The following is a 15,037-nucleotide window of genomic DNA, read 5'->3' on the forward strand; positions in this document are numbered from 1 at the left end:
AAGCTCACCAGCAGGATCAGCAGCACGATCACCACGCGTGAACGGAATGAGCGCGCAAGACCTGACGCCGGTCAGGTCGGCGAGCGCGCATGCGCATCCAACTCGGACTGGATGCGGTTCGCCAGGTCCACCAGCGCCGTGCTGCGTTCGAGCAGATGCCGCCCCGCGTCGGTGACGAGCACCACGCGCGTGCTCCGGTGCAGCAACTGCACGCCCACCTGCGTCTCGAGTTCGGTGATGTACTTGCTGATGGTCGACTTCGACAGCCGCATGGCACGCGCCGCGCGCGTCAGGTTGCCATGGTGCGCGACCTCGCGCAGCGCCTCGACCAGTTCAATGCTGAACATGGCACGCATCCGGCGGCGCGATGCCATGAATGGCCTCGTACACCGCCGCCTCGACCTCGATCAGCGCCTTCTGCCCCCGCACCCTCGGCCGCGGCACCGCCACGTCGAAGATCCGGTGGATGCGCCCCGGCCGCGGCGACATCAGCACCACGCGATCGGCCAGGAACACCGCTTCGCCCACATCGTGCGTCACGAAGACGATCGTTCGCCGCTCGCGCTCCCACAGCCGCAACAGGTCTTCCTGCAGCGCGATGCGCGTGAGGTGATCGACGGCGCCGAAGGGTTCGTCCATCAGCAGCACCTCGGGATCGTTGGCCAGCGCCCTCGCGATGCCCGCGCGCTGGCGCATGCCGCCGGAGAGCTGGTGCGGGTAGGCGTCCTCGAAGCCAGCAAGGCCCACGCGCGCCAGGCTCGCGACGGCGCGCGCACGGCGCTCGCGGCGCCCCAGCCCGCGCAGCTCGGGACCGAAGCCCACGTTCTGCGCGATGGTGCGCCACGGAAACAGCGCCGGATCCTGGAACACCAGGCCGCGGCGCGGTTCAGGCCCCGCGATGGGCCGCCCGTCGAACAGCGCCGTGCCGCTGCTCGGGCGCTCCAGGCCCGCGAGGATGTCCAGCAGCGTGCTCTTGCCGCAGCCACTCGCGCCCAGCAGGCAGACGAACTCGCCGGCGCGCACGCGCAGGTTCACGCCTTCGAGTGCAGTGACGGGCACGTCGCCCCCGAAGGTCTTGCCCAATGATTCGAGAACGAACTCCGCCATGGATGCCGCTTGCGTTCAGGGCGCGGGCGACGCCGCGCCCTTCGGGACGAACGCGAGGTTGACGAATTTCGCGGCGTCGTAGATCTCCTTCTGGAAGCCGAGCGCGAGCTGCACCTGCTGCGTTTCCTGCACCTCGTCGAGCGACACCTTCGGGTCGTTCGCCCAGATCGGCAGTTCGCGCCGCACGGCGGCATCGACCACCTTCGGGTCGACACTCAGGCGCTTGGCATAGAAGGCCTTGTACTCGTCCAGGTGCGCCTTGGCGTATTCGTTCGACCGGAAGTAGGCGCGCAGGAACTTCTCGAGCAGTCGCGGGGAGCTGGCGATGAACTTGTTGTTAGCGACGATCACCCCGGTGTGAAAGCGCGGCAGGTAGTCGTAGCCCGCGGCCAGCACCTTGCCCTTGCCGCTCGCCTCGGCCAGCGAGGCGAAAGGCTCGTGGATGATGGTGGCGCTGACGGATCCGTTCTCGACCGTGGCAAGCGCGGCGGCGTTGACGCCGTTGGCCACGAAGGAAACGCTGTCCAGCGGCACGCCCTCCTTCGAAAGGATGGTGCGCGCGTACACGTCCAGGCCGGTGCCGAAGGCGGCGGCGCCCACCGTCTTGCCCTTGAGCGCCGAGACCGAGGCGACATCAGGCGCGCCGACCAGGTAGAACGGCCCGACATGGCGGAACATCGACGCGACGATGGTCAGCGGCACGCCCTTGCCGGCCGCGACGATGGCACCGGTGGTGTTCCAGTCGGCGATGTCGATGTCGCCGCTTGCCAGGCCCGAAACCGCGTCCTGCGTGTTGATGAATTCGAGCGCCAGGCCTTCGTCCTTGAAGAAGCCCTTTTCGATGCCCAACTGCACGCCCAGGCCGGTCACGCCCGGATAGCCGGCGTAACGCACCTTCTGGGCCGCTTCCGCGGCCGGTGCAGGGGCGGGCACGGGCTCGGTGCGCGAGCACGCGGCGAGGATGGCGGCCGCCACGCCGAAGGCGGCAAGGCGCGCCCATCGGGTTCGGCGCGCGGGAGCGAAGGAAGCGGTGGAGTTCATGGATCTGCGTTGAGGAAAAAAAGAAAGCGAAGAACGGATGCGCGCGGCCTCAGGCGGGCCGCCAGCGCAGGAAGAGCAGGCGCTCCAGCAGGTCGAGCGCGGCGATCATGGCCACCGCCAGCACGGTGACCAGCACGATCAGCGCGAAGGTCTCGGCCGTGTCGAGCGAGGCGGTCGAACGCGTGATGAGGTTGCCCAGCCCTTCCTTGGACGACAGCATCTCGGCGAACAGCGCGCCGACCAGCCCCACCGAGGCCGAGACGCGCAGCGCCGCGAAGATGGTGGGTACAGCCGAAGGCAGGATCACCTTCCACACGGTCTGCAGCGTCGACGCTCGGAACGCGCGCGCCACCTTCAGGTGCTCGCGGCGCGTCTGCTTGATGCCGGCGATGGTGCTGTAGAGGATCTGGAACACCGAGAACAGGAAGACGATGGCCACCTTGTGGCTGAAGCCGATGCCCAGCCACAGCGCCAGCAGCGGCACGATCGCCACCTTGGGCACCGACATCAGCGCGGCGACGAAGGGCTGCGCGAAGCGTTCCGCCGCAGGCGTGAGCACCAGCAGCACGCCGAAGCCGATGCCGGCGACCACCGCCGCGGCATAGCCCACCGCGAACTCGGCCAGCGTGACGCCCGTGTGGTGCAGCAACTGGCCCCGCATGAGCATCGGCACGAAGCTCTCGAAGATGGCGCTTGGCGCGGGCAGGTAAAGCGCACTCACCGCGCCGGCACGCACCGCGCCTTCCCAGGCGGCAAGCAGCGCGAGCGCCGCCGCGACCTGCGCGGCAACAACGCCCCAGCCCCGCGCGACCCGACCCGGCCGCGGCCCGCGCTCAAACGACACGGTGATGGGTTTCGGTGATCCGGCCGAACTCGGCCTGCGCCGTGCGCGCGCCCTCGAAGCGGTTGGCCGGCTTTAAGGCACCCCCGAAGTGCGCGGCGAACGTGCGGCCGGTGTACTCGTCCCGGAACAGGCCGCGCGCGCGAAGGATCGGGAGCACCAGTTCGATGAAGTCGTCCAGCCCGGCGGGCAGGTGCGGCGGGCAGACGTTGAAGCCGTCGGCCGCGCCGTTCTCGAACCAATGCTGGATGGTGTCGGCCACCTCCTCGGCGCTGCCGATGGCCAGGAAGTGGCCGCGCCCGCGCGCGATGGCGTATTCGAAGACATGGCGCACCGTCGGTGACTCGGTGCGGTTGAGCTTGCGCGCCTGCGTGATGAAGTGGCGCGCCAGCGCCAGCGCGGGGTCGGCCTCGTCGAAGGCCGGGAACAGGTCGTCGCCGCCCAGTCCGGCCAGCGGCACGCGCAGCTCGCGCTCGAGCGCGGCGGTGTCGAGCCTGGCGGCGATCAGCGCGCTCAGGCGCTGGTAGAGCGCATAGGCTTCCTCGCTGGTGCGCCCGATGTAGGGCACCAGCCCCGGCAGCACCGACACGTCTTCCGCACGGCGGCCACTGGCCACGGCGCCGGCCTTGATCTCGCTGTAGAAACCCTGTGCGGCCTCGAAGGTCGGCACACCGGCGAAGACCACCGTCGAACGGGCGGCGCCGAAGGCGCGCGAACGCGGCGAGGTGCCCGCGTTGACCAGCGGGATCTGGCCCTGCGGCGGTCGCGCCACGTTCAGCGGCCCCTTCACGCGAAAGAAGCTGCCCTCATGCTCGATGGGGTGCAGCTTGGCGGGGTCGACCAGCAGGCCGGCGGCCTGGTCGCCGAGCAGCGCGCCGTCTTCCCACGAGTCCCACAGCTGCGAGACCACGTCCACCAGTTCTTCCGCGTAGTCGTACCGGCGGCTGTTGTCCCAGTGGTGGTCGCGGCTGAAGTTCTTCGCGGCGCGCTCGTCGGCGCCGGTGACCACGTTCCATGCGAGTCGGCCGCCGCTCAGGTGGTCGAGCGAGGCGGTCTGGCGCGCGATGTGGTACGGGTCGGCGTAGGTGGTGTTGGCGGTGGCGATCAGGCCGATGCGCTGCGTATGCGCGGCCACGTAGCCGATCATGGTGAAGGGCTCCAGCCGCACCGTCTGCGACGGGAACACGTACTGCTGCTCGGCGCTGGTGGCGAGCGCGTCGCCGAGGAAGAAGAAGTCGAACTTGGCGTCTTCGGCCTTGCGCGCGATCGACGCGATGAAGGCGGGGTCGTGCGAGGCCTTCGGGTCGACACCGGGCAGGCGCCAGGCGCCGGGGTGGTAGCCGATGGAGAACAGGAAGATGCCGAAGTGAAGCTGGCGCGGTGAAGGGGAAATGCGGGGAGTGCTCGGCATCCGGAAGGGTCGGTGGTGAAGGGAAACCCTCGAGTTTTCACCGCCGCGCGGCCTGCGCGGAAATCAGATTTGCGCGCTTCGATATGAGGTTTTCTCATTTGATCGACACGCCCGTCTGTCTGCTATGCGGGCGGCGCCTAAGCAAACGCGAAAGCCTTCTTTCGGCGGCCGGGCGGCGCACCTACGCTGAGGCCCCCTTACTCGCACAGTTCCCCATGGCCTCATCGACACGCCAGTTCAAGCTCGGCGCCTTCCTCATGCAGACGGGCCACCACATTGCCGCTTGGCGCCACCCGGGGGCGCAGGCCGATGCCGGCAGCAACTTCCGCCACTACGTGGCACTGGCGCAGAAGGCCGAGGCCGCGAAGTTCGACGCGATCTTCCTGGCCGACTCGGTCGGCATCCGCAGCAGCAACCTGCCCTCGCTGTCGCGCACCGCGCGCAGCGACCACTTCGAGCCGCTCACCCTGCTGGCGGCGCTGGCCGCGGTGACCGAGCGCATCGGCCTCATCGCCACGGTGTCGACCAGCTTCAACGAGCCTTTCAATGTCGCGCGCAAGTTCGCGTCGCTCGACCAGATCAGCGGCGGGCGCTCGGGCTGGAACCTGGTGACCTCCAGCGGCGTGGGCGAAGCGCAGAACTTCAACCGCGAAGAGCACTTCGAGCATGCGTTGCGCTACGAGCGCGCGGCGGAATTCCACGACGTGGTGACGGGCCTTTGGGACAGCTGGGAGGACGACAGCTTCGTGCGCGACAAGGCCAGCGGCCAATACTTCGCCGAGGACAAGCTGCACGTGCTCGACCACAAGGGCACGCATTTCTCCGTGCGTGGCCCGCTCAACGTGTCGCGCTCGCCGCAGGGGCGGCCGGTGGTGGTGCAGGCGGGCGCCTCGGAGGCCGGGCGCGACCTCGCGGCGCGCACGGCGGAAGTGATCTTCGTGGCGCACCAGACCTTCGAGGAAGCACAGAGCTTCTACCGCGACATCAAGGACCGCGTGCGCGCCTACGACCGCGACCCCGACGGCGTGAAGATCATGCCGGGCATCTTCCCGGTGGTGGGCCGCACGCAGGCCGAGGCGGAGGAGAAGTTCGCGCAGCTGCAGGACCTGGTGCACCCGGTGGTGGGCGTGTCGCTGCTGTCGAGCGTGATCGGCGGCTTCGACCTCTCGGGCCTGCCGGTGGACGGCCCATTGCCGGACCTGCCCGAGACCAACGGGCCGAAGAGCCGGCAGCGGCTGCTGCTCGACCTGGCGCGCCGGGAGAACCTGAGCATCCGCGACCTCTACCTGCGCATCGCCGGCGCACGCGGCCACCAACAGGTGGTCGGCACGCCGTCGAGCATCGCAGACCAGCTGCAGCAGTGGTTCGAGGAAGGCGGCGCGGACGGCTTCAACATCATGTCGCCATGGTTCCCGGGCGGGCTGGACGACTTCATCGAACTGGTGCTGCCGGAGCTGCGGCGGCGCGGACTGTTCCGCACCGAATACGAAGGCCGCACGCTGCGCGAGCACCTGGGTTTGCAGCGGCCGTTGCATCCGCGCCGCCGCGAGGCGGCGGCTGCTGCCGCCTAGGCGGACACTGCGCTAGAACAAGTGTTGCTGCGCGGTCGTCAAGGCCGTGAAGCTCTCCCCCACGGGCTGGAGAATCGCGTCGGCAATCGGTTGGAGCTGCTTGCTCAGATAGTGCTCGTAGTCGATGCGGGAATGGCGCGTCTCGAGCGGCTCCGGCCCGTTCCGGGTCATGACATACCGAATCCAGCCACCGCTCTGATACTGCATCGGACGCCCTATGCGGGCGTTGTACTCGTCGGCGATGCGTGCGGCACGGACCTGCGGCGGCACGTTGACCAGGTAGGCATCGAGCCGATGGCGCAGGCGCTTCCTGTAGATCAGCAGGTCATCCTTTTCGCCGGCCAGCGTCGATTGCGCATAGTCGCTCACGAATTCCTTGTAGGGCTCGCCCTGGAAGATGCGCGAAAGCAGGCCCTCCTGGAACTGGCGCGCCAGCGGAGTCCAGTCGCTGCGGGCCATCTCCAGGCCGCGGTAGACCATTTCCTCCTTGCCTTTGGCGTCCACGCTGAGGCCGGCGTAGCGCTTCTTGCTGCCCACATCCGAGCCACGGATGGTGGGCATGAAGAATTTCCTGTAGTGGGTGTCGAACTCGATCTCGAGAAAATTGTCCAGCCCCTGCTCGTCGCGAAGGGAGCCCGTCCACCAGTCGTTGATGTCCCTCACCAGGTTGGCCGCGACAGCGTGCGCTTCCTCGTTGGTGTGGGTTCGCTTGAGCCAGACGAAGATGGAGTCGGTGTCTCCATAGATCACCTCGTAGCCCCGGCTCTGCACGAACTCGCGCGTGAGCTTCATCATCTCGTGGCCGCGAAGGGTGACGGCGGAAACCAGCTTGGGATTGAAGAAGCGGCAATCGGCCGCGCCCAGCACGCCGGCGAAGGAGTTCATGAGCAGCTTCAGCGCCTGGGACAACGGCTCGTTCCCGACGCGCTTGGCCTCGTCGCGGGCGCGCCAGAGCGTGGTCACGATTTCCGGCAGGCAGTGCCGCTCGCGCGAGAAAACAGTCCCCTGCGGACCCTTGACGACCATGGCCGGATCGCCGGCGTGGGTACCTTCCACGAGGCCCACGGGGTCGACAAGGAAGGTCCGGATGATCGAGGGGTAGAGGCTCTTGTAGTCCAGGACCACGACCGAGTCGTAGAACCCCGGTTTCGAGTCCATCACGTAGCCACCGGGGAAGGCCTTGCTCGCAATCTCGCCCACGTTCGGCGCCACATAGCCCAGGCGATGCATCCGCGGAAGATAGTGGTGACTGAACGCGGCAATGGAGCCGCCGAAGTGATCGGCCTGAAGGCCCGTGGTCTGGGCCCGCTCCATCACGAACTGCAGCAGCTTCGCCTTGTCGAAGATCCGCAGGACCAGTTCGCAGTCCCGGATGTTGTAGAGGGCGAGCGCCGGCTTGTCTTCCTGGTAGCGCCGCTCGATCTCGGCCATCTTGTCGTATTCGTCACCGATGGCCTTCCCCTCGCCCAGCAATGCTTGCGAAACAGTTTCGAGACTGAACGAAGGAAAGCTCCACATCGCGGCCTTGAGCGCGTCGATGCCATCGATGATCACCCGGCCCGGCGTGGGTGCGAACAGGTAGCCCTGCTTGCCCGGATGGGTCCGCCATTCGATGGGCCGGCGCTCCCGTCCCAGCAGCAGCTGCATTCCACAGTCGTTGGCGGTCTTCTGGAGTACGCGCAAGTCGAACTGAATGACGTTCCAGCCGATGACGACGTCTGGGTCGTTCCTCTCGAACCAGTCGTTCAAGCTTTCCACCATGGCTTTGCGGGTCGGGCAGTAGACCAGCGAGAAATCCATGGGCTCACCCGGCCCGGGCGGTGCTTCACCGAGCATGAAGACGACACGATCCTGCAAGCCGTCCAATGCGATCGAATAAAGCGCCTCGTCCTGGCTCGTCTCGATGTCCAGCGACACCATTTTCAGCACCGGCCGGAATTCGGGCGCGGGCTTGAGCCTGCAGTCGACGATGGTCGCGCCGTCCGCGCGGCCCTCTTCCACCGTCACGCCAGCGGTAATGAACCGCTCCATCAGGTAGCGGTCGTGCGGGCGCACGTCGGCTTCGAGCACGGGAACGCCCTGCGGCTGCAGGGCTCGCGTCAGGCGGCCCAATTGGCGGTAGTGCTTCGCATAGACCCCGACGACTGGCTGGCAATTGAAGGTCTTCAATTCAAGCTCACGGACCTGCATTCCCGGCATGGCCGCAAGTTGCGCCTCCAGCGCCGGCCGGTGACGGGACTCCACGAATGCGACCGAGGTCTGGGACCTCAGAACCGCCTTCCTCGGTCCCTCATCCGTGGCCAGCCAATATTCGATTTCGGTGCCCGACGACGCGTCTCGCCAATGGCGAGTGAGGATGAAGCCCTGGAGGGAGGGCGCCACGGGAGCCGGGAGAATCGGGGAAAGCGTAGGGGCAGGTGCGGGCACGCCCGATTCTCTCCCGGTTGCGGCCGGGCATGTCGTCGCCGCCCACGCTCTCCTTTCAGTGGACCAAGCTCATCACTTGTTCATGGCACTCAGCACCGCCGTCGTCATGGCCTGAACGCCCATCTTGATGGAAGGCTCGGGCACGGGCGCGAAGAAAGGCGAGTGATTGAATGGCAGCGGCTTGCCGCCCGGCTTCAGCGACTCGGCAACCTCCTTGGGGTCGCTCACGCCGACGAAGAAGAACATCGACGGCACACCGGCGTTCACGTATTCAGAAAAATCCTCGCTTGCCGTGATGGGCGGCACCTGTACCACCCTCGCCGCGTCGAGCTTCGACTTGAGTGCCGCAACGGTACGCTGGACGACTGCCTCGTCGTTGATGACCGCCGCACCGCCGTCCCCGAACTCGACGACCGGCTCGGGCGCGCCGGCCATCGCGGCGGCAGCCTTCGCGGTGCGTCGGACTCCGGCGAGCAGCTTCTCACGCACTTCCGGCTTGTAGCTGCGAACGGTGCCACGGAGCACGACCGAGTCCGGAATGATGTTGCCCGCGGTGCCGCCCTGAATGGCCCCGATGGTCACGACACCGAATTCGGCCGGATCCTTCTCGCGACTGACCACGGTCTGCACATCCGTCACGAAGTGGGCTGCAATGGCGATGGGATCGATGGTCTTGTCGGGCGCGGAGCCGTGGCCGCCGCGCCCCTTGAAGGTGATCTCGAGGCCGTCGGATGCCGAGGTGATGGCACCCACGCGGTATCCCACGAAGCCGTATGGCGAGGGGCTCGTGTGCAAGGCAAATGCGAAATCGGGCTTGGGAAAACGCTTGAAGAGGCCGTCGGCCAGCATGGCCTTGGCACCGCCACCGGCCTCCTCGGCCGGCTGGCCGATGAACATCAGCGTGCCTTTCCACTGGTCCTTCAGCGCAAGCAATGTTCGAGCGGTCCCGACCCAGCTTGCCATGTGAATGTCGTGCCCGCAGCTGTGCGCAACGAAAGTCTCGCGTCCATTCCACTCGGCCTTGACCTTGCTCGCATAGGGCAACCCCGTCTTTTCCTCCATCGGCAGCGCATCGAGCTCCGTTCGCACCAGCACCGTAGGTCCGGGGCCATTCTTGTAGATCGCAACGATGCCGGTGCGACCGACCTTTTCCGTCACTTCGAAGCCGAGATCACGCATCTCGGCCGCAAGCTTGGCGGCCGTGCGAGTCTCCTTGAAGCTCAGTTCGGGGTTGGAGTGGATGTCCTTGTAGATCGTCTCGAGCGACGGATACATGCCGTCGACAAGCGCATCGATGCGCGCGGTGGGTTGCTGCGCGAAGGCGGCTGGCGCAATCGCGCACATGGCGAGGAGGGAAAGCTGGCGAAAAGCTGGCAAGTGCATCGGATGTCTCTGTGTGATTTGGTTTTCTGCGGTGCCGTGCGGCCCGGGATGACCTGACTCGACCCGCGGCGCACGGAACCCGCAATCTAGGGAGACGCCAAACCAAAGTCCAATGCATTGTTGTTTTCATTGCCATAATTTGATCTCATGGAAATTGCCCGGCTCCCGTGATGACGCTCGTACAACTTCGGCACTTGATTTCGCTGGCGGAGACCGCTTCGTTCACGCGATCGGCCGAGACGCTCTTCCTGACACAGCCGGCGTTGAGCCGAAGCATCAACGCATTGGAAGAGGAGCTGGGCCAGAAGCTTTTCGACCGTGTCGGAAGACGCAGCGAACTCACGCATTTCGGGCACGAGGTATTGCAACGGGCGCGCAGACTGGTGTTCGACGCCGATGAACTCGCGGCATCCGGAGGGCGCAAGCTCGGCGGCCGCACCAGCACCTTGCGCGTGGGTCTCGGGTCCGGGCCGGGCGCATTGCTGACCAGACCGCTGCTGGCCGGCATGGCGCAGCGAGGTGCAACGGTGCGCGTCGACATTCTTCGCGGTGAAGAGAACCGGCTCGTCCAAGCGCTTCGAGACCGCCAGATCGATGCAGTGGTCCTCGAAATCCACTCGTTCAGGCCGGCAACGGACCTGCGCGTCGAGGCCGTGACTGAGATGCGGGGGGCCTTCATGTGCAGGACCGGCCACCCCCTCACGCGCAAGCGCGGAGCAATACGCTTCGAGACCGTGCGCGAGTTCCCGATCGCCTCGACAAAGCTGGGCAACGACGTGGTGCGCGAGATGGTCGAGACCTATGGTCCGCAAGGACATCCCGACGAATGCGTGAGCCTGCGCTGCAACGAATTGTCGAGTCTGGTCGAGGTCGTACGGGAGAGCGACGCGGTTCTATTCGCGATCCGGGCAGCCGCGCCGGACCTGGTGGAACTGCCTGTGCGGCCAGCAATAGAGACCCGCGCGCACTTCGGCCTGATCACGCGTGCGGGACATACGGACGCGCCCGCCATGTCGATGTTGCGCACGCTGATCTCGAAGATACTGCGCGACTGACTTCGGGTGCCAAGGACATGTGCCCGCCTGTTATTTCTGGAGCAATGCCATGCAGTCGCATCAACTCGAAATCTTTGCTGACTACTTTCAGTTCTACCTGCAGGACGAAACGGCCGACGGCGATCTGTCGAATGCCTGGGATGCCCCGGCGGTAGAGCGCATGCTCGCCGTCTCTTCAGGCGCTGTCGGCCTGGGCACCGTCCGCAACATGGACGTACCGGTCACGCTCGAGTTCCTGGACTTCGAGCCCCTGAGCGAGCTCGCCGATTTCGACCATGTGGTCGAAGGCTCCTTGACGATAGAGACCGGACCGCTGGTCATCGCGGGCTGCACGGACTATTTTCCCGACGCCGCGCGTTTCCCCGTCGAACCTGGAACCTACAGGGTCAGGCTGTCGTGTTCCGGCTTGGACTCCCTGTCGGAAGACGGACTCGAGGGGAAGGATCGCTATCTTGTGCAGCTATGGCTGGCTCCGCCCATTGACCCAAGAGTGCTCAAGCAGCACGCCGCCTGACGTCCGCCGAACATCTGTCCACCCGAACCTGAAAACGCATGGCTGAACAAGACATCACTCCGCTGCTTCTCGACGCACTCGGCAAGCGCATCGACGACCCTGCCGCCATCCGGCTTGCGGAAGCTCTCGGCAAGAAGCCGTTCAAGAACGCGACGCCGCTCAACGGCGCGAGTCTCGGCAATGGCAAGCTCGGCATCGAAGTCGGGGCCAGCGCAAGCCTCACCAGCAGATCCCATTTCCCTCCGCGCAAGGAAGGACGCACCTGGGTCACCTGGGTTTCACATGCCTTCATCTACCCGAACTATCGCGGCGCCCTCCCGGCCGGTTTCGAATGGCAAATGAACGATGCAGCCCTCGGCTCGCGATTCGTCCGACGCATCGAAAGTGCCTTGGAGGAGATCCGCTTCACGCTGCCGCCACCACGCGAAGGCCTGCGGGCAAAGGCCACGCTAGGCTCGAACGGCTTGCCGGAGCTTCTGCTCCTGAGCGTTGCCGAAGAAGAGGCCTATGCGACCATCCATCCTGGCAGCGATCCGGCGCATTCGGTCGAAGACGGCTTCTTCGCCAGTTGGTGTGCGCTGAACGGAATCCTGCGGGAGGACCGGCTTGCACAAGAGCGAATCGACGCGCTTCGCCAGCGGAAGATCTCGCCCCTTGCCTTTCTTTCTTCGGACCTTGGGGGCCTGTTGTGGGAAAGCGATGTCCGGCAGGAACACGCCGCCTTCTGCCACGCCTACATGAACCGCCTGATGCAGCCGGAGAAAGCCTCCGCGCTTTTCGATACGAAAGAAATATTCGGGGAGAGCAACAACTGGCGAAAGCCGGGTGAGGCCACGACACAGGACAGCTGGGACAACTTCGACCGGATCGCGCCGCGGTATGCGCAAAGGCTTCTGCAATGGCGGCACGAGAAGATCCGCTCGATGGTTGATTGGCCGGATCAAGCGGAGACTGCATAGCACAGGCCGACTTGCAGAGGCTGCAAGCCGACCATCGACGTTACTTCGGCGTGTAGGTCATCTTCGTCACGACCATTGGTGATTTCGGGTCGATTCCCTTGAGTAGCTGGCCTCGGTAAGGCCCCTCGGAAGCCAGCCAGAATTCCTTCGTGCTGTCTTTCGTGATCCCCGAAGCGCTGAGCGTGATTTTCAACGAGAGCTTGCATACGTTGAATGTTCCCAGCGGCGTCTTCAACGATTCCCGGCCGTGGTAGATGAGCTCGGCACTCGCCGGCACGGAAGACGTCGAACCGCTCACACCGTTGATGACCTTGGTCTTGGCAACGGAAGTTCGCTGACTCACGACCTGCCCGGGCTTCATGTCCATCGGGAACGAAACTGGAGGCGAAAAGACCTGGGAGTCGGAAATGGTCTGCTCTTTCGGGAAGCCGGGGGGAATCACCTTCGGGTCGTACTTGGTCTTGGAGACCGTCGCCTTCCCGTAGAGCATGATGTTGCCACCGACGAGATCCTTGTACTCTTTTTCGGTAATGGTGTTTTGGACGTAGGAGTAATCGAATGTCTTCGAATCGACGTTGAAGGCAATCGGATTCGCTCCGCCAAAGGTCTCTCGTCCCTCGGTCACGCTCTTTCTGTGGAAAGAGGCAGTCGCCGGATCAGTTCCCAGCTTGGCCGCGTCGAACTCCAGCAATGTGCCTTCGCGAAAGTCGGCTTCGTTGAAGCATGGGCCTGAATTCTCCGACACGGTGGCTGGCGGCGCTGCAGGTGCCGCTGCTTGTTCGGTGGGGATGGGCAACGCGGGAAGTCCACCTCCACCTCCACCACCGCCGCCTCCACACGCGGAAATCGTGGCTGTCGCGGCTGCGATGACAAGGAATCTCGCGCACGGCAGATCGTTAACATTTACTCTTTTCAAGATCTCTCCCTTTAATAAAAAAGCCACCAATCGATGGTGGCTTTGTATTCTTATGAAAGTTTCATTTCATCCGCGCGAATCTGATTTGCAGATTGCTTAATAGTTCTCCTTACTACGCACCGCGTGCTCGGGAAAATTTCAACTGCTGCCGCGTAGTAGCCGTGAACAGAAATCTATGAATGAACCTAAAGATCAAACTCCAGCTCAGGCTAATTAACGAAGATCGAGACAATTCTGAGACAAGCTTGAAGTCCAATCTTTGGATTAACTGAACAGAATCGACTGAGATGTTCAGTCAGACGATTGCATCGACCGGTTGAATCCGCCAGACATAACGGGCGTTGGCCGCGTCGTAGGCGATCATGGCGAATGCGGCCGCGCTGCTCACATACAGGTTCCTAGCAGGATGCGGAAATACTCCCGTTCGAAGCGAGCCTTCTCCTTCTGTGAGGATTTGCTTTTCACATAGTGCGTCGAGCAGCGATTTCGGAAGCCGTTTTCGCTGACTCGAGGCCGTTTTGCTGACCTTTGGGTGCCTCAGAGTGTCCGAGGACGGATTTGTCCCAGCGAACGCATGCGCGTCAAGTTGTAGGCCGTCATCGTCAGCACGAACAGATGGTCAACGCGCTTGAGCCCACGCACCATCACCTGACGAATTCCGCCCACCGTCTTGGCCCAGCCGAAGCCCTGCTCGATCAGTTTGCGTTTGCGCTGCGACAACGCATAGCCCTCGCTCGCAGCAATGGCGTCGGGCACCGCGGAGCGCCGACCTGAAGTGTTCTGGGCCACGTGCGGTGTCACGCCCATGTCCTGGCATGCCTGGACGAACTCCTGCGCGTCGTAGCCCTTGTCCGCACCGAGCGTGACCTCGGCCTTCGGACTCGCGGCCGCTTGCCGGGCATCATTGATCATGACCTTGGCCGCTTCGCGTTCGGCAAAGCCGTCAGCTTGTGTGACCATCGCGTTGGCAATCAGGCCATGGCGATTGTCCGAGAGGGTATGGCCCATGTAGCGCAACTCACTGGCGGTCTTGCCCTTGCGGTACAGCCGCGCATCGCCATCGGTGCGCGAGGCGTGGGTGTCGTTGCTGCGGGTCTGACCTTTGAAGCTGGTGCTACCGGTCGAGTTGTTGCCCGCATCATCATCGTCGCCGCCGTCCTTGCGCACGAAGCTCCTGTGGCTGGCCCACGCCTGGATGAGGGTGCCATCGACGCTGAAGTGTTCGCCCGATAGCCAGCCTTTGCGACCAGCTGTTTCGACGATGTGGTTGAACAGTTCGATGATGGCGTCGTGCTCGATCAGGCGCTCGCGGTTCTTGGTGAAGACGCTGGGAACCCAGACCGCATCGTCCATGGCCAGGCCAATGAACCAGCGATACAAGAGGTTGTACTGGGTCTGCTCCATGAGCTGGCGCTCCGAGCGGACGCTGAAGAAGATCTGCAAGAGCATCGCGCGCAGCAGCTTCTCGGGTGCGATGCTGGGGCGCCCGCCCTTGATGTCGGCCTCATACATGCCGGCAAACAGGTTGTCCATCTTGAGCAGCGCTTCATTGACCATTGCGCGGATCGGACGCAGCGGGTGATTCGCGGGTACGAAGTCCTCCAGGCGGCGCATCGTGAATAAGCTCTCGGTGAAGGTGTCGGCGCCGCGCATCGTCTGGGGTCTTGGTTGCAACTGTCGGAGGTGTCAACTTCCAACGCCTGAGGCCTGTCACGCGCCGACTGGTGGGAGAGGTATTTCAGCAGCCTGCTAGACGCGCTCCAGGCGTAGACGGCGGTGGCGCCGGCCCTTTCCGTGCGCACGGTAGCAATG

The 15,037-nt window shown here is 64.6% G+C and carries 13 protein-coding genes; 4 read left to right on the forward strand and 9 right to left on the reverse strand.

Going from position 1 to position 15,037, the window contains the following annotated elements; all coding sequences use genetic code 11:
- Window positions 1-71 precede the first annotated feature (71 nt).
- The 5 genes from L3V85_RS33190 to L3V85_RS33210 are packed head-to-tail and all read right to left on the reverse strand — an operon-like array spanning window position 72 to window position 4,400.
- Window positions 72-347, reverse strand: coding sequence for a LysR family transcriptional regulator (locus L3V85_RS33190; protein WP_237676812.1), 276 nt, complete (start codon window positions 345-347; stop codon window positions 72-74).
- On the reverse strand, window positions 334-1,107 hold the full coding sequence (locus tag L3V85_RS33195; protein ID WP_237676813.1) for an ABC transporter ATP-binding protein: 774 nt from the start codon (window positions 1,105-1,107) through the stop codon (window positions 334-336). The genes L3V85_RS33190 and L3V85_RS33195 overlap by 14 nt, the downstream gene beginning before the upstream one ends.
- Before the next feature lie 15 nt (window positions 1,108-1,122).
- The gene (locus tag L3V85_RS33200; protein WP_237676814.1) at window positions 1,123-2,148 is read right to left on the reverse strand and encodes an ABC transporter substrate-binding protein; all 1,026 of its coding nucleotides are present in this window, start codon (window positions 2,146-2,148) and stop codon (window positions 1,123-1,125) included.
- A 49-nt stretch (window positions 2,149-2,197) separates the two neighbouring features.
- The gene (locus tag L3V85_RS33205) at window positions 2,198-2,992 is read right to left on the reverse strand and encodes an ABC transporter permease (RefSeq protein ID WP_237676815.1); all 795 of its coding nucleotides are present in this window, start codon (window positions 2,990-2,992) and stop codon (window positions 2,198-2,200) included.
- On the reverse strand, window positions 2,982-4,400 hold the full coding sequence (locus tag L3V85_RS33210; protein ID WP_237676816.1) for an NtaA/DmoA family FMN-dependent monooxygenase: 1,419 nt from the start codon (window positions 4,398-4,400) through the stop codon (window positions 2,982-2,984). The genes L3V85_RS33205 and L3V85_RS33210 overlap by 11 nt, the downstream gene beginning before the upstream one ends.
- 215 nt (window positions 4,401-4,615) lie before the next feature.
- On the opposite strand from L3V85_RS33210, the gene L3V85_RS33215 reads away from it, so the two are divergent.
- Complete coding sequence (locus L3V85_RS33215; RefSeq protein WP_237676817.1) at window positions 4,616-5,971, forward strand: LLM class flavin-dependent oxidoreductase; 1,356 nt, start codon at window positions 4,616-4,618, stop codon at window positions 5,969-5,971.
- A 12-nt stretch (window positions 5,972-5,983) separates the two neighbouring features.
- Here the strand turns inward: L3V85_RS33215 and L3V85_RS33220 are convergent, their stop codons facing one another.
- A complete protein-coding gene (locus L3V85_RS33220; protein WP_295185475.1) occupies window positions 5,984-8,353 on the reverse strand; it encodes a DNA polymerase II in 2,370 nt (789 codons plus the stop codon).
- Between the two features lie 117 nt (window positions 8,354-8,470).
- On the reverse strand, window positions 8,471-9,781 hold the full coding sequence (locus tag L3V85_RS33225) for an amidohydrolase (protein ID WP_414080266.1): 1,311 nt from the start codon (window positions 9,779-9,781) through the stop codon (window positions 8,471-8,473).
- Between the two features lie 170 nt (window positions 9,782-9,951).
- On the opposite strand from L3V85_RS33225, the gene L3V85_RS33230 reads away from it, so the two are divergent.
- From L3V85_RS33230 to L3V85_RS33240, 3 genes are read left to right on the forward strand one after another with little or no spacing between them, the layout of a single operon-like run.
- Window positions 9,952-10,836 (forward strand): LysR family transcriptional regulator, encoded by an 885-nt coding sequence (locus L3V85_RS33230; RefSeq protein ID WP_237676819.1) that lies wholly within the window; start codon window positions 9,952-9,954, stop codon window positions 10,834-10,836.
- Window positions 10,837-10,885: 49 nt separating this feature from the next.
- On the forward strand, window positions 10,886-11,350 hold the full coding sequence (locus L3V85_RS33235) for a hypothetical protein (RefSeq protein WP_237676820.1): 465 nt from the start codon (window positions 10,886-10,888) through the stop codon (window positions 11,348-11,350).
- A gap of 38 nt (window positions 11,351-11,388) precedes the next feature.
- Window positions 11,389-12,309, forward strand: coding sequence for a hypothetical protein (locus L3V85_RS33240; protein ID WP_237676821.1), 921 nt, complete (start codon window positions 11,389-11,391; stop codon window positions 12,307-12,309).
- 40 nt (window positions 12,310-12,349) lie between these two features.
- Here the strand turns inward: L3V85_RS33240 and L3V85_RS33245 are convergent, their stop codons facing one another.
- Together L3V85_RS33245 and L3V85_RS33250 are read right to left on the reverse strand one after the other, a co-directional pair.
- Window positions 12,350-13,105: a DUF3108 domain-containing protein gene (locus L3V85_RS33245; RefSeq protein ID WP_237676822.1), complete on the reverse strand. Its 756-nt coding sequence runs from the start codon at window positions 13,103-13,105 to the stop codon at window positions 12,350-12,352.
- A 657-nt stretch (window positions 13,106-13,762) separates the two neighbouring features.
- Window positions 13,763-14,878, reverse strand: a complete 1,116-nt coding sequence (locus L3V85_RS33250) for an IS5 family transposase (RefSeq protein ID WP_237676770.1) — start codon at window positions 14,876-14,878, stop codon at window positions 13,763-13,765.
- Window positions 14,879-15,037 lie beyond the last annotated feature (159 nt).

Source organism: Variovorax paradoxus (assembly GCF_022009635.1).
Lineage (GTDB): Bacteria > Pseudomonadota > Gammaproteobacteria > Burkholderiales > Burkholderiaceae_C > Variovorax.